15 protein-coding genes and 4 pseudogenes are annotated in these 18,325 nt (G+C 53.8%); 12 read left to right on the forward strand and 7 right to left on the reverse strand.

Going from position 1 to position 18,325, the window contains the following annotated elements:
- Nucleotides 1-81: 81 nt before the first annotated feature.
- The 9 genes from ACYZT7_RS10335 (at nucleotide 82) to ACYZT7_RS10375 (ending at nucleotide 8,253) form a co-directional block, all read left to right on the forward strand.
- On the forward strand, nucleotides 82-1,443 hold the full coding sequence (locus tag ACYZT7_RS10335) for a uracil-xanthine permease family protein (RefSeq protein ID WP_462040936.1): 1,362 nt from the start codon (nucleotides 82-84) through the stop codon (nucleotides 1,441-1,443).
- A gap of 9 nt (nucleotides 1,444-1,452) precedes the next feature.
- On the forward strand, nucleotides 1,453-2,850 hold the full coding sequence (locus ACYZT7_RS10340; RefSeq protein ID WP_462040937.1) for an amidohydrolase family protein: 1,398 nt from the start codon (nucleotides 1,453-1,455) through the stop codon (nucleotides 2,848-2,850).
- 23 nt (nucleotides 2,851-2,873) lie between these two features.
- Nucleotides 2,874-3,587 (forward strand): sulfite exporter TauE/SafE family protein, encoded by a 714-nt coding sequence (locus tag ACYZT7_RS10345; protein ID WP_462040938.1) that lies wholly within the window; start codon nucleotides 2,874-2,876, stop codon nucleotides 3,585-3,587.
- Between the two features lie 121 nt (nucleotides 3,588-3,708).
- Complete coding sequence (locus ACYZT7_RS10350) at nucleotides 3,709-4,956, forward strand: OprD family porin (protein ID WP_462040939.1); 1,248 nt, start codon at nucleotides 3,709-3,711, stop codon at nucleotides 4,954-4,956.
- A 724-nt stretch (nucleotides 4,957-5,680) separates the two neighbouring features.
- On the forward strand, nucleotides 5,681-5,995 hold the full coding sequence (locus tag ACYZT7_RS10355) for a hypothetical protein (protein WP_462040940.1): 315 nt from the start codon (nucleotides 5,681-5,683) through the stop codon (nucleotides 5,993-5,995).
- Nucleotides 5,996-6,053: 58 nt separating this feature from the next.
- Nucleotides 6,054-6,704 (forward strand): hypothetical protein, encoded by a 651-nt coding sequence (locus ACYZT7_RS10360; protein WP_462040941.1) that lies wholly within the window; start codon nucleotides 6,054-6,056, stop codon nucleotides 6,702-6,704.
- Between the two features lie 17 nt (nucleotides 6,705-6,721).
- Nucleotides 6,722-7,132: a hypothetical protein gene (locus ACYZT7_RS10365; protein ID WP_462040942.1), complete on the forward strand. Its 411-nt coding sequence runs from the start codon at nucleotides 6,722-6,724 to the stop codon at nucleotides 7,130-7,132.
- Between the two features lie 328 nt (nucleotides 7,133-7,460).
- Nucleotides 7,461-7,676 carry a hypothetical protein gene (locus tag ACYZT7_RS10370; RefSeq protein ID WP_053184852.1) on the forward strand — a complete coding sequence of 72 codons (216 nt, stop codon included), beginning with the start codon at nucleotides 7,461-7,463 and terminating at the stop codon, nucleotides 7,674-7,676.
- A 196-nt stretch (nucleotides 7,677-7,872) separates the two neighbouring features.
- On the forward strand, nucleotides 7,873-8,253 hold the full coding sequence (locus ACYZT7_RS10375) for a hypothetical protein (RefSeq protein ID WP_462040943.1): 381 nt from the start codon (nucleotides 7,873-7,875) through the stop codon (nucleotides 8,251-8,253).
- Between the two features lie 166 nt (nucleotides 8,254-8,419).
- Here the strand turns inward: ACYZT7_RS10375 and ACYZT7_RS10380 are convergent.
- Together ACYZT7_RS10380 and ACYZT7_RS10385 are read right to left on the reverse strand one after the other, a co-directional pair.
- Nucleotides 8,420-9,027: pseudogene (locus ACYZT7_RS10380) on the reverse strand (tyrosine-type recombinase/integrase).
- Between the two features lie 135 nt (nucleotides 9,028-9,162).
- Entirely contained in the window at nucleotides 9,163-9,933 is a 771-nt protein-coding gene (locus ACYZT7_RS10385) for a glycoside hydrolase family 25 protein (protein ID WP_462040944.1), read from the reverse strand.
- 857 nt (nucleotides 9,934-10,790) lie between these two features.
- Between ACYZT7_RS10385 and ACYZT7_RS10390 the strand changes: the two genes are divergently transcribed.
- Both ACYZT7_RS10390 and ACYZT7_RS10395 read left to right on the forward strand, forming a co-directional pair.
- On the forward strand, nucleotides 10,791-11,681 hold the full coding sequence (locus ACYZT7_RS10390) for a hypothetical protein (RefSeq protein WP_462040945.1): 891 nt from the start codon (nucleotides 10,791-10,793) through the stop codon (nucleotides 11,679-11,681).
- A 338-nt stretch (nucleotides 11,682-12,019) separates the two neighbouring features.
- Nucleotides 12,020-12,997, forward strand: coding sequence for a hypothetical protein (locus ACYZT7_RS10395; RefSeq protein WP_462040946.1), 978 nt, complete (start codon nucleotides 12,020-12,022; stop codon nucleotides 12,995-12,997).
- A gap of 300 nt (nucleotides 12,998-13,297) precedes the next feature.
- On the opposite strand, the gene ACYZT7_RS10400 is transcribed toward ACYZT7_RS10395, so the two are convergent.
- Together ACYZT7_RS10400 and ACYZT7_RS10405 are read right to left on the reverse strand one after the other, a co-directional pair.
- The gene (locus tag ACYZT7_RS10400; RefSeq protein WP_462041768.1) at nucleotides 13,298-14,161 is read right to left on the reverse strand and encodes a methyl-accepting chemotaxis protein; all 864 of its coding nucleotides are present in this window, start codon (nucleotides 14,159-14,161) and stop codon (nucleotides 13,298-13,300) included.
- Nucleotides 14,156-14,938: pseudogene (locus tag ACYZT7_RS10405) on the reverse strand (MCP four helix bundle domain-containing protein); the annotation flags it as partial. The gene ACYZT7_RS10400 and the pseudogene ACYZT7_RS10405, both read right to left, overlap by 6 nt.
- Nucleotides 14,939-15,158: 220 nt before the next feature.
- Here ACYZT7_RS10405 and ACYZT7_RS10410 point away from each other — a divergent pair.
- Nucleotides 15,159-15,391, forward strand: a pseudogene (locus tag ACYZT7_RS10410) (transposase); the annotation flags it as partial.
- Between the two features lie 145 nt (nucleotides 15,392-15,536).
- Here the strand turns inward: ACYZT7_RS10410 and ACYZT7_RS10415 are convergent.
- From ACYZT7_RS10415 to ACYZT7_RS10425, 3 genes and pseudogenes are all read right to left on the reverse strand, one after another.
- The gene (locus tag ACYZT7_RS10415) at nucleotides 15,537-15,746 is read right to left on the reverse strand and encodes a hypothetical protein (RefSeq protein ID WP_462040947.1); all 210 of its coding nucleotides are present in this window, start codon (nucleotides 15,744-15,746) and stop codon (nucleotides 15,537-15,539) included.
- A gap of 937 nt (nucleotides 15,747-16,683) precedes the next feature.
- A pseudogene (locus ACYZT7_RS10420) lies at nucleotides 16,684-17,817 on the reverse strand (aminotransferase class V-fold PLP-dependent enzyme).
- Between the two features lie 350 nt (nucleotides 17,818-18,167).
- The gene (locus ACYZT7_RS10425; protein ID WP_462041769.1) at nucleotides 18,168-18,269 is read right to left on the reverse strand and encodes a hypothetical protein; all 102 of its coding nucleotides are present in this window, start codon (nucleotides 18,267-18,269) and stop codon (nucleotides 18,168-18,170) included.
- Between the last annotated feature and the right edge of the window lie 56 nt (nucleotides 18,270-18,325).

Below are 18,325 nucleotides of genomic sequence, written 5' to 3' on the forward strand. Positions count from 1 at the left end.
ACAATCCCAGCCAAAGCTACGTGACGTTTAAAAACAATAAATCAATAAGCCGTGGATGCTGGCTTTACGTAGAGGTGGGATATGCCGGATAACAAGAAAAACCCCGTTTCCCCTGTTGATGAGCGACTGCCCTGGCGGCAGCTGCTGATTTTTGGCGCGCAGCATGTGCTGGTGATGGCGGCGTCGCCTGTTGCATCGGTCTTTCTGATGGCCACGGCTTTGGGCTTTTCCAGCGAGCTGACCCTGCAGTTACTGAGCGCGACCTTTCTGGTCTGCGGGCTGGGCACGCTTATCCAGTCATTAGGTTTGCGCGGTTGTGGCGCGCGCTTACCCTTCATCATGCTCCCCGGTGGGGCGCCGATCATGTTGTTCATTCTGATCGCCCAGCAAAACGGCGTGGCGACGGCCTCCGGTGCGGTAATTCTGACGGGTGTCTTCTACTTCGTGGTATTGCCGATCTTTCGCCGGCTGCTGCGTTTCTTTCCCTCGGTGGTGGTTGGCACGATGCTGCTGCTGGTGTCCGTCAACCTGATCAAGCTGTCGGGCGAGCTGATCGTCGGCCGGCCTGGCAGCGCCGACTTCGCCGCCCCGCAGCAACTGCTGCTGGCGTTCTCCACGATCGTCATAACGGTGCTGTGTTCACGTTTGTTGCGTGGAACACTTGGCCAGTTATCCATCTTGCTCGGCCTGGTCGGCGGCAGTCTGCTGGCGGTGGCCCTGGGGGCTTTTGACAGCTCCCAGTTGAGTTGGTGGCCGTTGCTGAGCCTGCCGGCACTCATGCCGTTCGGCGTTCCTCAATTCGATCTGTTTGCCTCGATTCCGTTGATGCTTTTTTGTCTGGTTTCCATGGTTGAAGCGACGGGGCAGACCGTGGCGATCAGCGAAGCCGTGGACAAGCCGCTGGATATCAACAGGGACGTCACCCGCACCATTCGCGGCGACGCACTGGCGTCCATCCTCGGCGGATTCATGGGCACTTCGCTGATTATCACCAGCGGCGAAAACATCGGAGTCATCCGCGCCACGCACGTTCGCTCGCGCTATGTCACCGCGGTGTCCGGCGTGCTGCTCCTGCTGTTTGCGCTACTGGCGCCCCTGGCGCGGTTGATCGGCGGAGTACCGGAAGCGGTGGTCGGCGGCACCAGCCTGATCGTGTTCGCCATCGTCGGCACCATGGGCATCGACATGCTGCGCAAAGTGGATCTGCGTCACCACGGCAACATGTACGTGGTGTCCGTTGCCCTGGCGGTCGGTTTATTGCCGATTCTGGTGCCTGGGGTTTACAGCCATTTCCCCAACGGCCTGGCCGGGCTGCTCGGCAATGGAGTCGCCATGGGCGCCGTCACCGCCGCCGTCATGAATTTCTTCTTCCATTGTGTGGGTCGCCAGGAAAACGCCGCGGACGCCAAGGCCAAGCTGACTCACTCACCACACACTCACTAAGGTTGCTCCATGGATCGCACAGTTACTACGCACTTACCGTCTTCTCCTGAACAACTGCTTGTACCACAACAGCTGTTGGCGCCGGACTGGCTGATGCTGCCAGAAGGCCCACGGCGCGGTCAGGCCGTGCTGGTGGTCGAGGGCACGTTCGCGGACGTCGGACCGCTGCCACTATTGCAGGCACGTTATCCCGCTCATCAGGTGCAGCGTCTCGAACAGCAGTTATTGATGCCAGGTTTCATCGATACACATCACCATCTAAGCCAGAGCTTCGGCAAAGGCCTGGTCTTCGGCGAACCCTCGGAAATTTTTCGGCGGGTATGGATTCCCCTCGAAGGCTCGCTCGATTCGGAGTTGCTGTACCTGACGAGCAAACTGGCGGCTTTTGAATCGCTGCGCGGCGGCTTCACCACTGTGTGCGATGCCGGCACGCGTTCGATGGAAGGCGTCGAAGCCATCGCCAAGGCCGTTCATGAAGTCGGCATCCGCTGCGTACTGGCGAAGACCTGCAACGACCTTCAGGGCAAGCAAGTGCTTGATGCGCTGCAGATTCTCGCGGTGGCGGAACGGCATTTGTCGCATTGGGACAACGACTCGCTGGTCACTCCTTCGCTGGCCGTGCCCATTCCTGAAATCGCCACGGACTCGACCCTGAAGGCGGTCTACCGCTTATGCGAAGAGGCCGGACGGGTGTTCCAGAGCCACGTCAATGAGCACCTGGTCGCCGTCGAACGCTCCCTGGAACTCTACGGCGTCAGACCCTTGGAGCAACTGCACCGGGCGGGCGCTCTCGGCCCTGCGGCGTTGCTGGCCCACGCGACATTGCTCACGCCGAACGAGATCTGCCTGTTGCGCGATAGCGGCGCCGCGGTGAGTTACAACCCGGTGGCCAGCGCCTGGAAAGGCAACGCCGTGGCCCAGGCGCACCTGATGCACTGCCTGGGCATCCCGGTGGCCCTGGGGACGGACGGCACCCGCGGCGACGGCTTCCGCCTGCTGGACTACGCCGAAGCCGCCCAGCGTTTCACCCACGGTATATCGGTCGGGGATTCGGTCTGCGGCGGTGGGCAACTGTGGCTCGACATGGGCACCAAAAACGCTGCGCAGGTGCTCCGCCTCGGCCAGGTCACCGGACAGATTGCACCAGGCCATGCCGCTGATTTCCTGCTGGTGGACCTCGCGGTGCCGGAACTGCTGCCGTCGTGGAACCTGACATGGGACCTGGTGCGGCTGGCGAACAGGGATCAGATCCAGGCCGTCGTGGTGCAGGGAAAGGTTCGTCTATGGCAAGGCTGGCCGACCGATTGGGACGCCCGTGAGCTGATGCGCCAGGTAGATGCGCTGGCGCGGGACATCGTCAGCCAGGCGCCCATCCATAAAGTCCATCCACTGCCCTCCGTGGCTTAACATTCTTCGTTATTGGGTAAAAGATGACATTACCATTTGACCCGCTCTACCTCATTGCGCTCGCCGTTGCTTGCGGTGCGCTTATCCAGGGGACAACGGGCATGGGCTTCGCCCTCATCGTTGCGCCGGTGATGGGCTTGCTGGCGCCAGAGTCCCTGCCGGTCAGCCTGTTGATTCTGATGTTGCCCTTGAATGCGGCGATCGCCTGGCGCGAGCGTGACGCGATCGATTTCCGAGGCAGCTCGTGGATTACCGTCGGGCGTTTTGTCGGCACGTTCGGCGGAGTCTGGATACTGTTCTGGCTGCCGCTCTCACAACTCAACGTGCTGATTGGCCTTTCGACGATCGCCGCGTGCCTGGTGACCTGGATGGCGCCGTCCTTTGTACCGGGACGCCGTGCGCTGATTTCCACCGGATTGATCACCGGCATTACCGAAACGGCCACCGGAGTCGGCGGCCCGCCGTTGGCGCTGGTGTATCAGCACTCGCCGGTGGCCACCTTGAGAGGGTCGGTCGCCCTGTGTTTCCTGGTGGGTGAAGTGATTTCCCTGGTGGTTTTGGCGCTGGGCGGGCATTTGCACGCAGCGCAGGTGTCACCGGTATTGAGCCTGTGTCTGCCCTTGGCGCTTGGCGTGCTCGCCAGCCATTGGGCCCGGCACTTTATCAACGAAGCCCGCTTGCGCCGATTTGTCCTGATATTCGCCTTCGTTTCCGGATCACTGTTACTGCTGCAATAACCACTGAGTCTTTTTAGCGGCTCGTTCCGGGCCGCTGTCGCAAGCCATTCGATTGAACTCACTGCATTCGCTCTACCGGATGCAGCGGATTTCTACAGCCAGAAATTGGATAAAAACAATAATGAAAATGACCGCCAATCTTCGAATCGCCCTCACGCTTTCCATCGTCGGCACGCTGCCACTCAAGGCGCTTGCCGCCGGTTTGCTCGACGACGCCAGCGCGACCCTCAACCTGAGAAACTTCTATATCAACCGCAACTTTTCCAACCCGGCATCGCCCCAGGGCAAGGCCGAAGAGTGGACCCAGAGTTTCATCCTCGATGCCCGCTCCGGGTTCACTCAAGGCCCGGTGGGCTTCGGCGTGGATGCCTTGGGGCTCTACTCGATAAAGCTGGATGGCGGCAAGGGCAGCGGCGGCACGCAGCTGTTGCCGATCGACCGCGACGGGCGTCCCGCCGACGATTTCGGCCGCCTGGCGCTGGCCGGAAAAATGAAAATCAGCAAGACCGAACTCAAAGTCGGCGAGTGGATGCCGGTGCTGCCGATCCTGCGTTCCGACGATGGTCGTTCGCTGCCGCAGACGTTCGAAGGCGGGCAGGTCACTTCGCAGGAGATCGAGGGCCTGACCTTGTACGGTGGTCAGCTTCGACAGAACAGCCCGCGCAACGCCTCGAGCCAGCAGGACATGTTCATGCTGAGCAAAACGGCGTTCGTCTCCGACCGTTTCAATTTCGTCGGCGGTGAATACAGCTTCAACGACAAGCGCACGATGGTGGGCGTATGGAACGCCGAACTCAAAGACATCTACCAGCAGCAGTACCTGCAGGTCGTCCATAGCCAACCGCTGGGAGCCTGGACGCTGGGCGCCAATCTGGGCTATTTTCAGGGGCGCGAGGACGGCAGCGCCCGAGCGGGCGAGCTGGATAACCGCACGATCTCGGCATCGCTGTCCGCTCGATATGGCGGCAACTCCTTCTATGTCGGTTTGCAGAAACTCACCGGCGATGACCCTTGGATGCGAGTCAATGGCACCGCCGGCATTTCACTGGCCAATGACAGCTTCAACAACAGCTACGACAACGCCAGGGAAAAGTCATGGCAGCTGCGCCACGACTACAACTTCGTCGCGCTCGGCATACCCGGCCTGGTGTTGATGAATCGTTATGTCAGCGGCAGCAACGTGCATATCGGCACGGTCACCGACGGCAAGGAGTGGGGGCGCGAAATTGAGCTGGCGTACACAGTGCAGAGCGGTTCATTGAAGAACCTCAACGTGCGCCTGCGCAATGCCAGCATCCGGCGCGATTACAGCAGCAACGAGTTCGATGACAATCGGGTGATCGTCAACTATCCGTTCAGTCTGTTTTGAGATAAACGCGTTTTACGGTTTGGTCTGAATTTTGCGCGCGAAGAAATGCGTGGGGCCAGCCAACCGCCCACTGGCTCCTGATGAAAGTCTGATTGATCGCGCGTTTCGATTTCGGCGTGCACTCATTCCATAGCCGAGAGTTTCAAATTCCGTGATCCACTATTCGTATCGGAAAGTAGGAAGATCGTGCCTATACCGAGAGCCTCTGAAATTGCGAGTCTATTAACTCCTGTTTTGAACTCGATTATCTAAAGCGGTCAAGCGATTGAAAGAATTCGATCCCCGAACAAAATAGCGAGGTTTCTATGTAGGGCTATCTGATCTAGTTCGGGTTATCCTGCTGGCTGATGCGACATATTCGACGTCCGCTTTTGGCCCAGAGTGTGTAAAAACGCTTAGTCAAAATTGAAGTCTACGCTTCTATGTAAAATCTGAAGTTTATCGGCTGGTTGGCAGACCTGGATTTTGCGTAGTAACGCGATTTTCAGCCCTGATTTGGGCGCCAATCGCGCTGAAAAACGTTTTTACACACTCTGGGCCGATTGCTGTCTGTTACGACGGGCAGCAAACGACCCAAAGAGGACGATCAGCACTGGTAGAAATCGGCCAAAAGCAGACCAAGGACACACTGCTACACTCCCTGATGTGGTCGCAAACCATGGCATCTTTCTTTCTCGCCTGATTTCGTGTTTCTGGCAGGTACTCCAGTAAAAAGGAGTTATGAATGAGTAAAGAGCACAACCAGGAAAAGGTCCTAGCCGAAAGATACGGGCGACTTGCAAAGGCCAATCAAGGGCAGTTCGAGATCTTCCGGGAGGAGGTCGAAGCTGCGTTCCAAGAGGAATTGACCCTCCAGACTGAACAAGGTTGCACGCTTCGCAGTGCAGCCTCGCTTGCCATTTTGCTCACACCGTTAGTTGCTGGTTCGGCCCTCGGAGCATATTCCAAGGACATAACCCTTGCGCGTCGGGTTTTCCTAACAATTTGCTCAACCGCTGCCAACCTCGTTCGACGAATATCCAAAAGCAGCGCTTTGTGACGTTCACCTACTTAATCGTTAGGAAATCAAGTCACACAAAGAACTACAGGAGGGGAAAATGAAAAATGGCCGGCTAATAATTTTTATGGCGCTAGCTTGCTGGTTTAATGGTCACACATATGGATCAGATATTGATTCTCAAGCTGGTGCTGGAATTGATCCGGAGCTTATAAAGCTACTTAAGCCGGAGAGATTTGCTAAATCTACCAGCTGGCAAAATTGGCATGAAATTTCTGTTAGTCCAGTCTATGTTCCCGACCCCCCAGGGCAGCACGGGGTAGTTGGAACATACGAATGCCCGCTTATGAATTCCGACAGGGATCAACTCCGAGAGATTACAACTTCATACTTTATAGCTCATGGGTTACAAATTTTATTTGATAAAGGCGACGACAATCTGGCCGTGGTTATAGCCTTAAAAAACACAGAGGGAACCAGTAAATTTATTGCATACAGAGCACGAATGGACATAAAGATATTTCCCGAAACACCAACCCAAGGTGGCATATCAAAATGTGACATTTTATTTTCTGCACATCGCATATCTGGAGAAATAAAAGAAGGAAAAAGGAATTTGAATGGCGCAGCATTCACAGACGACGAAGTCACACAGGGGCTGATGGAAGCATTCAGATCTTTTGCATCTAAAGCATCGGAGCGACCTCCACGTCAATCGAATAACCCTTTTATTAAATTTTTTGGACTTTAATAATGTCACGAGAATATGTGATTCTACTGCTGCCCGTTGCTTGGGCCCTGGTATCAGCTGCAATCGGAGTATTTCTTTATAAAAGTAGCAATGCACTTTTCGAGCAGCTGGATGTGAGCCAGGGAAAGAAAAGAACTTTCCGATTGACGGGCTCCATTTTAATAGCTGCAATTACTTTTTACGGGATCAAGACTTCGACTCCAAGCCAGAACCTGATAACGAATAACCCGGGCATGATTCAAATTCCTTTAACGGATCTGCGCGCATTAGAAAGTAACTCGAACGAAAACAAAGATGACCTGCTACTCTTAGAGTCGTGCTTAGAGCTTGATCAGTCAGGTAACTGCAGGGATCAACTGACAAGACTTCAGGCCAGACTGGAAGAACAAGAAAGATTATTTAAATCCATTCTCAAAGATGTGAATTAATGATTGGTTGGGCGATCCTAAACCTTAAAAAATTACCTAGCAAAGTTATGCTAGGGCGAAACTCCGTTACGCTTCGGTTTACCCCAGATTACTGCGTTAGCCTCCAAGGACAGTTCATGAGCGACTCTGACAAGGCAAAACTGGAATCGGAAGCGGTAACAATCGTTGAGTCGCCCCTGATTAGTAGACATATTCGAACGACTGCAAATGGTCGAAAGTAGCCGGTGACAGCTTCATCAATTGACCATACTCCAATCAACCTATTGGAGGTTCCAATTGGGGGCACTGTCGCTGCTATGCTTGAGCTTTCTCGAAAGGAATCGACACCATGCCAAGCGATTATTCACTGTCGGATGTACTGGAAAGGCTGTTCGAAAATCAGCAGGCCTTAGAGGCGGCCATTATGGAGTTGACCCTGCTGATTGAGGAGCAAGGGGCACAGGAAGTGGGCGGAAATGTCCGTGGTGCACTGTGGACCATGGGTGAAAACGCCGGTCATATCAAACAAGGCCTGGCTCGATTGAAGAAATTGGACATCGGCTAGGTGCAACACCTTTGCCAAGGCTGCCTGAATCCGACTCCAAAGTGCCTATGGGCGCATCGTTCGAGGGTTCTGACGACGATCAGACGCTTGATGCCAAAAAGAGGCGGAGAGTTGATTCTGGCAAGCGATGAGCAGACATTTTTTTGCGATTTACTCTGATACGCTGCTGAAACACTCGTTTACAGGAGTTGTTCGCATGATTGGCAAGTTAATTTCGACGGGTTTCAGTTTGGCCACCTTGCCCGCCCGCCTGACTTTTCGCAGCGTCCGCGCCTTGGCCATGACGCCTGCCGAAGCCAGCCGCCTGCTGGCGGACATGCGTCAGGCATCGGATCAGGCGGTGCAGGAACTCCAGGGGCTGTTGGCCAACGTCGATGCGGACATAACCCACAAAACGGCGCACCTCAGTGCTGCCGACAAGCGCCTGGCAGCCGAACTGGCCCTGCACGCCGCCGAACAACACCTGAACATGGCCGCGATCAACATTCTACGGGCCGTCTGGCTGACGCTTCACTCGACGCCGAACTTGCCGCCAAGCGAGCTTGATATGCGGCTTGAACAGACACGTAACGACTAACAGACCGTCCGGCGGATCGGTCGATCCGAGCGAGAAATGGGAGCTCAGCATCCTTGAATCGACGCTTCATGTGCAGGTGGGGTTTAGGGAGCGCTTAGGTTAGTCAGTCCGGTTCACCTCACTGGCAGCTATTGGCGACAGTTTAGTTGCGACCATCGCAGAGGAATTAAACCTCCGTCTGTTCAGCCATTTCCAGGGCATCATCGACCTCGATACCCAGGTATCTGACAGTGCTTTCAAGCTTCGTATGACCAAGCAGGAGTTGCACAGCTCTCAGGTTCTTCGTCCTGCGATAGATCAGCGATGCCTTGGTTCGCCGGAGCGTGTGAGTACCGTACATGGTTGGGTCAAGGCCAATGGTTGTCACCCATGCTTTGACTATTCGAGCGTATTGCCTGGTGGATAGATGGTCTGAGCCGTGCAACCGGGTCGGAAACAAGAAGTCCTCGCTGCGGAGGCGGGCCTGATGCATCCAAGCCTCCAGAACCGTTCGGGTTTGCTCTGTGATTTCAAATTGCACTGGGTGCTGGGTTTTCTGCTGCATCACGATGGCCCGTGACGATGGGCTATGTCTCGGACTCGCAGCTTGGTTAAGTCACAGGCACGCAGCTTGCTGTCGATGGCCAAGTTGAAGAGAGCCAGATCCCGTGTTTTCTCCGCGAGCTGGAGTCTTACCCGAATGGCCCAGATATCTCTGACTCGGAGCGGGGCTTTCTGTCCGACTAGCTTTCCCTTGTTCCAAGGCTGATGACTATATGTAGCAATGATCTTCATGGTTTGTCCTCCACGTTGAGGGAGGACAAGGGTGGATCAGTCACAGGGCGTGGTGGTCGCTAACCGACCCGAAGCGGCCCTTCGTGGAGGGCCGCTAAAGATTAGGATCTGCCTGTCGGCGTAGTGCTTTCAATATCACGGGTTATTACTATATTTCGGTGTCAACGGCCACTTTGCCTTTAATTCTTGAGCAGATCCATTAAAAACGTTTATATCCATATCAGCACTAGTGCCCGGCACACGATAGAGACAAGCTTTCCCTGGCTTACAGTTTATCTCGCTTGAAAACTGCCAGATTTCATATGTCTTCCAACCGCCTTTCGGAAAATCCGGAATCGTCTTCAAAAACCTAGCATACCAAAGCGGTGACGTCATAAGAAAAGGACCAGACTTTTCATCCTTTATAATTGCCTGTGTAACGGCGTGATTTGCGTATAGAACAGGTAGGCGCCCTGTTTTATCGGCTATATGCCTCATGAATATTTTCGCATTTTCAAGGGACATAAATTTCGAAGACAATTCCTCAAGATCAAGTGCGATCAAATCATCCCCTTCCACTTCTGAAACCTTCAAGTAATTATCAGCCTGGGCAATTGGATTTCCAGCCAACCCCAGATGGTAAGATCCCCAAAGATACCCTCTTTTTTTTGCTTCTGCTCTACGTTCAGAATACTTCTTGTCAGCCTTCATGCCTTGAGTGGCCTTATGTATTATCGCAACAACTCTTGTGTCTTTGGACAGCTCTTTCCAGTTAATGTTGTTCTCTTCATAGGGGTCAATTATTAGCGCAGCTGTTTCTTTCCTCCATGGTTGAGAGTATTCATCGACAGCTTCGGCGCGTATAGTTGATTCATATGCACCAGAGCAGGTCATTATTAGTAAAGCTATATGGGTGGATATTTTCATTGCGCCCCTCGCAAGCTGTTCTTTCCGGCATTCAGTTAGCTCGCCCCCTACTTCGCTGTCACCAACCTTAGCGAATCAAAAATCAAACTCGTTAGCCGAAGAGCAAGAACCGACCGGCAATGAGTCCGCTGATGGAAAGCCAGTACGCCTTTCAGGCTTGCTCAACTGATACTGTTTCGCACCCTTACAGGCAAACGAGGGCGACAAAACCCCAAGACCTCACTGAGTTTTACCTCCAAAATTACTCTGTTCTTCCAGTAAGTCCCGCCTGTGGTTTTTTATTTCCATCCTGGTAAAAATAGACGCCTTTGATCTACTCAGGCTCAATGACGGGTGACAGTACAACCCATGATTATTGTCATTAAACAAAAGCATGAGAAACAACTCAGCTCGGCAAAATCAAGGCGATCAGTAAATTTTGAAACGACGGGGCATAAAAATACATTTTCGTCCTCCGCCTATATACATAAAAAACGACTATGAAAGCCAACCGCCTTCTACAACTATTACTAGGAGTGTAGAAGTCAATGGGTAATTATCAAGCGTGCACAAGATTTCCGATATCGAAATTCGACCTACGATTCCACAATTACTAGGTACCTGGAAACTAGACACTATATACATTATTTCGAACGGATCTTTTGGACGCCAGCGACCGCGTTCGACCGTCTCCTTCTTGCCATTTACATCGCTCCACCAAGGGCCGCTTTGGGTTGTGGATTCAACCGGTCGACGCAACAGATTGGCTAAATCGTTCAGCGGACGTTTCGTAGTCTACTATTTTCCGAGGGCGGCTATTGAGCTGCCTTGCGACTTCATTGAGCGTGGCTGCCTTAATCCACTTCGAGGAATTACTAATGGAAAAGTTACATGCTATCGCTTGCGCATTAATCGCAAGCTTTATTTCGATGAATATATGCCATGCAGCCGAAGGTTCCGCAGTCGCAGCACTCTCGGTTGCGCCAGATGCCGACGCCTGTCGGTACCTGCCCGGCGCACCGTCGGCGACGCGATTAATCGACCGCGCAAAGTTTTGGTCAAAGATGGAAGAAATCGTCGGACGTCAAGAAAAATTCGAATACGACTATAAACAGCCAGTGAAAAATGCAGGCGGGGGGACCGTGCTGAAACAACGTCATGACGCAATTTCCTTCAATAAATTGATCCTCAATGGCGTTCGCAAATGCACGATCGAAGGCATCTTCGATTATTGGGAGACCAGTGGAGGCGGCGACCCCAAGGTGCTCGCACTGTCACTATCCACTGCCCTGAAGGAATCCAATTACACTTTGCAACCCGGATATATCGAAAAATTCTCGAAAACCAACCCTCCTGAGTATGCAAAACCGGATAAATACGGTCACGCTTACTATGGCCGCGGCCTGACGCAGCTCACCAAGATCGAGAACTACAAGACTTTTGAAAAACGACTCGGTATAAATCTAGTCAATCAGCCTGAATTGGCCGTTATCCGCGAGTATTCCATTCGAATTCTGGTCGACGGTGCACGACTTAGTCTATTCAATACAATATATGGCAAAGTCGAAACCTATTTGAACGACACGAAGTCCGATTGGGTAAGGGCACGAGGCTTGGTTAATCCTGGCAGTTACCGCAAACGCACCACAGGCTACTTGGCCTGCCGGTTCTACGACGCGGTGCAGCCATCCTACCTACAGCCCGCGCCTGTTCAAGACGCAGCATTGTGTATGCAGCTCAGTCGACAGGTAGACGACAGCCCGCTCTAAGTTGCATCTAATCCTATATCGCAGGCCCAACAAGGCACTGCAGCGGACGGCTTCGACGCCGCTGAGTTTTGGCGTTGGGCTGCTCTGGGTTGTATGGAATTAAGAAGTGATACGGCTCGATAGGTTTTGGCTTCTCATCAACTGTAATACTTGAAAACCACGATGAGCCTTCCAATGCTCCAAAACGGCCAGACCTCATCTCATCCTGAAAAAGCTGATGCACCAGTGATTTGACTCACGCACAGATAGTGGCATTTTGATGACTCTGTGCTGTACTGCTATCCGACACTCGGTATGTTAGTGGGCACATGGAAGTCTGAATCGTATGGGAGAGAGCGATGAAAAGAGCCGCACTGCTGGTAATAATTGGCACGACCGTGCTTTCTGGATGCACTTTTTACCAAGAAAAATTCAACGAACTGGAGTCCAACTCCTTCGTTGCTTACGTACCTGTGGACTCAAACTCACTGGCCCCGCCTATACCAAAGGGAGGAAAATCGAATTTTTTGCCGTCGTATGATCTAAATGTTGCTAAAGCGAATCTTCAGGGCGATGAATTCCATGCTGGGGACTGTATCATGGTCGTCATGAATACCGGCAACCTGAATCAAAACTTCGAGACTTGGTTCGAGAGGAAGTTGATAGGTGAGGATAAAACCAGAAACGAGATTTCCTTTACCTCTCAGGTTTACGAGACACCAACTGAATTACCAGCAGGAACAACTGCACCCGGCAAACAGCTTTCTATCCATGAATCGAAGGGACAACTCAAGAGTCGCCCTCTGACTGTGGATAATCTGATTTTGTACGGCCCACGAAAGTATTATGGTGGCCCTATCACTTTCAGTCTGTACGTATCGGAAAAAGATCATGACGAGCTTACGAAGGTCAAAAAGGACATTACAGATTCTACGAAGATTATCAACGCTCAGCTGCCAGAGGGGAGCAAAAAAACCTTCAAGGATTTTGTTGCTGCAGGCGTTAATGGGGCAACGTTAGACGCTTTTGGCTATGTTGCGATTGGGGCACAGGCGATAGATTTATTCGCGGATGTGTTTTATCAGTTGAATGAACAAGACGACGTTGTAATGAAGGCCAACTTTACGCTGCTTCAAACTGGCACGAAATCAAAAACATATCAGTCATTCTTGAGAGAGGGCTATTTCCCAGTAGTTCGGCTTTCAATAAATGAATCATATCCAGCCGGCCTTAGCGGCTTGGTTCTTGAACCACAAAGTGGCGAGGTAAAGATGTCTGGTCATCATCAAACCTCTCTAACCCTTCAGATAACAAAACCTAGTTCTTGTCCAATATGACATAGCCGGGACTGGCATGTTGTTGGTTCAGTCTCGGCGTTATTCTATGGGACATAGGCATTGGTGCAGCCTTGTGGGACGGCTGCACCGAAATCTTGCTTAACCGACGTCAACTTCTGGCCGATTGCAGCCCTTCGCGACAGGCAACTATCGGCCAAAAGCAGACCGTGGAGGGATCATCGAAGGGGGAGGTCACAGTGTTCAGGAACCAGAGTATCAAGGCACTTGCTGTACATACAGATACTCTGGTGATGCAAATGGACATGGGCCGATGGCCGACCCGAAACCGTCCTCAGGACCTTAAAGCTTGAACTGCGCTACCAGGGCATTGAAGGAGGCGGCTAGCCGCGACAGTTCCTGGCTGGAGGCGCTGGTCTGGTTGGCACCAGCAGCGGTCAGGGTCGAGAGGTCCTGGATGTTCAGCAGATTACGGTCCACCTCGCGGGCGACCTGGGCCTGTTCTTCGGACGCCGAAGCGATCACCAGATTGCGCTCGTTGATGGTGACGACCCTGTCTGTAATCTTCTCCAGCGCTGCCCCGGCGCTCAGGGCCAGTTCCTGGGTGTCGGTGGCCAGCGACAGGCTCTTGCCCATGGCAGTGACGGCCCCGTTAGCGCCCGATTGCACGGTATTGATCATGCCTTCGATTTCTACGGTCGAGGCTTGGGTACGGTGGGCGAGCGCGCGCACTTCATCGGCCACCACCGCAAACCCGCGCCCCTGTTCGCCGGCACGGGCGGCTTCGATGGCAGCGTTGAGCGCCAGCAGGTTGGTCTGTTCGGCGATGCTGCGGATCACGTCCAGTACCTTGCTGACTTCCCGAATGTGCCCGGCCAGTTCGGTCACCGTCTCGGTCGACTCGGTGATCTCTACTACCATGGTGCTGATACCCATGAGCGTATGGTCGACCTGACTGCGGCCATGAGCAGCGTCTTCGGTCGCGGCTTTAGAGGCCTCGGAGGTCGACACGGCGTTGCGCGCCACTTCCTCGACCGCCGCAGTCATCTCATTGACAGCGGTGGCCGCCTGCTGGATTTCGTCATTCTGCCGCGTCAGGCCACGGGTACTTTCCTCGGTCACCGCGCTCAGCTCTTCGGCGGCCGAGGCCAACTGATCCGAGGCGCTGGCGATCTGCTGAATGGTGTGCTTCAAGCCGCCCTGCATGTCCGCCAAGGCATTGAGCAGTTGCCCCGCTTCATCGCCACGGGTAGTGGAAATGCTCTGGGTCAGATCGCCACCGGCAATGCGCTGGGCACTAGCGACCGCCACTGCCAGTGGGCGAGTGATCATACGCGTAATTAGAATGCCCAGAGCAGCGGCCACCAGAAAGGCGATCACGATCCCGACCAGCAGGATCAGCGTGGAGCTGGCTTCGAGTTCCTGCGCTCCCTCGGCACCTTCTTTGATCTGCCGCTTGTTCGAATCGATCATAGCCCGCAGGTAATCGCGGGACTGATTGAACACGTCAACCGACAGCGCGTTCAAACGAGTGCGTGCCTGAGCAAGATCGCCCGCGTCCATCAACTCAATGACCTTCTGGGCACCTGCCACATAACCGGGCCACAGTTCTTCGTACTTGTCCCCCGTCGCCCGCTCATCAACCGCCAGAGGCGTGGCACGGTACGTCGCGAAGGCCTTTTCCGCCCGAGCCAGATCCGTCGCCAGGTTCTGGCGAACTCGCGTCTTGTCCGCTTCGGGTACGTCGCCGGCATGAGCGTCGAGCAACCGGTAGAGCCCGCGGTTATGAGCGATCAGGCTGGCCAGGGTCTCGTTGGTGTTGCCCACTGAGACCAGTCTGCTGGAAAAGGTCAACGACAGCTCAGTGGCCAAACGACTGATCCCCACCATTCCCAACCCACCCACGCCGAGGGTGATCAGGGCGCAGATGGCAAACGCGGTCAGAAGCTTGGTCGAGAATTTGGACTGACTCAGAATGTTCATATGGCGAACTCGGTGGATTAGAGGTAATGATCTCGAGGTTTAAACGGTTCCTTACGAACGAACCTAAGTGATATCAAAATAGCATCGCGTTATCGACAGCGCTCGCCCATCCTGAAATTTTTCAGATTTTCTCTTAGCAAGGGGTGCCTGAGACTCTCCGAACAGGTCCTAAGATGCGCTGAAATACGTCCTCGCTGGCCGCCGCCGCACCTGTGTGTAGATGAGTAAGCGCAGCCTGATCTACAAGGCCAAACGGAAATTCGAGTATTGCAAAGCCCAGACGCGTGCCAAGATTGAACACCCGTTTCGGGTGATCAACGCCAGATCGGCTGTATGAAGGTGCGCTTTCGCGGGCTGATAAAAAACACAGCGCAGCTGACGGCGCTATTCGCCCTATCGAACCTGTGGATGGCTCGAAAACAGATGATGGGTTTGGATAGACTGCACCGATAAAGGGGCAAGCCGGGCCAAAAGCCTGGGTAAACGACCTTCGATGGCATCGCTGCGCTGAAAAATGCGGAGGTTGTAGCACGCTGTCGTTTAACGGCAGAGTGAAGCAAGTTGATCGGAGTTTCGGATCAGGTAGCGAGGACGTATTTCAAATAATTGTTAGCATTGCCGCCCAGCCTGACCAAACACATCCGCAATCGTTAAAATGTTTTATTACTAACTTTGCAAGCTGTGCATCATGACTGGATTCGCTTTCGCATACATAAATATCTACTTGATGAAGGCGAGGTCTGTTAAACAAAGTGACCAGCTTTCGTGCTTTTAAGACATCTTCGTGTGATGCGATGACGACGTTCATTGACCCTCCGAACTACCCGTCGTGAACTGGACGGCCTATGCCGACAAGCGTAGGTGGCGAGCCACAGGGGCATTGCTTCGCGCTCGCCACCAGGAGTGTCCTTGGTGAGGGCAGGAACTACGAACTTATCCATCGATCACGCGAAAGCGAATTTGTCACCATCAATCCACTGGCTCTGAGCACTGCTAACTTCCAATATACAAGAACGGGTTCGTTGAATCGCACCGATCCTGTCTACAGGATATCTAACCAGATCTTGATTGGAGTAATTGAAGACTACCTCGCGATGATTGTCGAGGTATCTGTTTAAACCAAAGATGCTCAGAAATAGAAGCTTCAATAGCGTTTAGTGCTTACATTAGTTGGACGATCAACGAGACTCCAATCGCCGACCGAATTACTTGGCCGTATCGCTGACCAAAGGGTAGCCAATGGCAGCAGCCAGCCTAGGTTCCTGACTTCCCGAGTGATAAGTTTTTTAGTCGCTTTTTGTAGCAGCAATAATTCAAAGAAAGTAGTTTAACCAGCTTACTGTAACCAATCGTATACAGTGGGCAGAACTCCTTCAACAAACAGACAACTCAACGTAAAAACAGGGTGCAGACCTGCTGGCTTTACCTCCATATCGTTTAAGCTTTTTATGGTTGTGCTCCTCTCAACTTCGACATTATGACTGTCCGCTTCGGGTCGATCCAAGTCATTCAGCCGCCAATCCTCCGCCCCGTGAAAGGCTTCGTTGGAACCCTTTTCTGATAGCGCTGAAGAGCACACGTGTCAGTAAGACGCGTGCACGGGCTTTCCCTTATGGTTCTAACATGGCGTGCGGGCGACCAGCGTCATATTCGTCGAAGATCAGCGCCATGGGCCGGCAGTGCCCAGGGCAGGATGCCTTCCTAAAATTCACAAATTCGGTATGTGCTGCGGGCAAGATGAGGGCTTAGTTAACCATCACCTCGTCCAGTGCCTCCTCGAGGGTGCTGACCGTGCGCTCGATATTGTGCAGCTTTTCGTGTCCGAACAGACCGATGCGGAAGGTCTGGAAGTCGGCCGGCTCGTCGCATTGCAACGGCACTCCGGCGGCGATCTGTAGGCCGTGGTCGGCAAATTTCTTACCGCTCTTGATGTCGGCATCATCGGTGTAGCTCACCACTACGCCAGGGGCCTGAAAGCCGGCTGCGGCCACGCTTTTGATGCCTTTGCCGGTCAACATTGCGCGCACCCGATCGCCCAGAGCCTGTTGTTCGCCGCGGACCTTGTCGAAACCGTAGGCTTGCGTCTCTTTCATCACTTCGTTAAATCGCGCGAGGGAATCGCTGGGCATGGTCGCATGGTAGGCATGTCCGCCCTGTTCGTAGGCCTGCATGATCTGAAGCCATTTTTTCAGGTCGCAGGCGAAGCTGCTGCTATGCGTCTGTTCGATGCGCTCGAGGGCCAAAGAACTGAGCATCACCAGGGCGCAGCAAGGGGAGGCGCTCCAGCCTTTCTGCGGTGCGCTGATCAGCAGGTCGACTGCGCATTTCTGCATATCAACCCAAAGCGTGCCTGAGGCGATGCAGTCCAGCACGAACAGGCCACCCACCGCATGCACGGCGTCGCCGACGGCCCGCAGGTACTCGTCGGGCAGGATAATCCCTGATGAGGTTTCAACGTGGGGGGCGAAGACAATCTGCGGCTTCTGCACCTGAATGGCTGCCAGCACTTCGTCGAGAGGAGGTGGGGCGTAGGCAGCCTGGCGACCAGTATCGACCGGTCGGGCTTTCAGCACCGTGGTGGCCGCCGGGATGTTGCCCATCTCAAGGATCTGGCTCCAGCGATAACTGAACCAGCCGTTGCGTATCACCAGGCATTGCTGGTCGGTGGCAAACTGTCGCGCCACCGCTTCCATGCCGAATGTGCCGCTGCCCGGGACCACCGCAACAGCCTGGGCGTTGTAGACCTGTTTCAGGGTCTTGGAAATGTTCTTCATCACGGCTTGAAATGACTGCTACATGTGGTTGAGCGAGCGGTCGGTGTAGACCACTGAGTACTCGACCAGCCCCTCAGGATCGATACTGGGATATAGCTTTGACATGGGGTGACTCCGTTGGCAGAGATGTCATTGGTATCGACCCTGCCCTAAGCCTTGTCAAATGACAAGATTGCTCGGGATTGAACTGCGACTTCTGTCGAGCGGCTGGCATCATCAGGTCGATTACTGGACGTAGCAATGCTCGCAGGTGGCTGCTGAGTTGTGGGAGGGTGGGCCTTAAAGGTTCCTACCTCCTTACGTTCGGTCGATAACGACCAGTTACGAAGGGCAGCAGCCGGCCCAAAGCGGACTTTCAGAAACGGCTGATGCCGGCCTGAAGCAGCGCTGCGATGATAAATGGGCCCTTCTTCCCCAGATACTCAGCCATACCGTCGGTATTGGTGGCTTCCAGCTCAAGCTTTAGCGCTTGATAGTGCTTTCGAGAGTCCGGGAACAGCAGTGCTTCCAACATGGTGTATGGCTTGGAGCTCATCGCCAAATGCCGATGCAATCAGCTCTTTGTCTGCCTGGAACCGTTCGGGCCATTCAGGGTTATTAAGGAGAAATCTTG

It is taken from the genome of Pseudomonas sp. RT4P38, assembly GCF_054897765.1.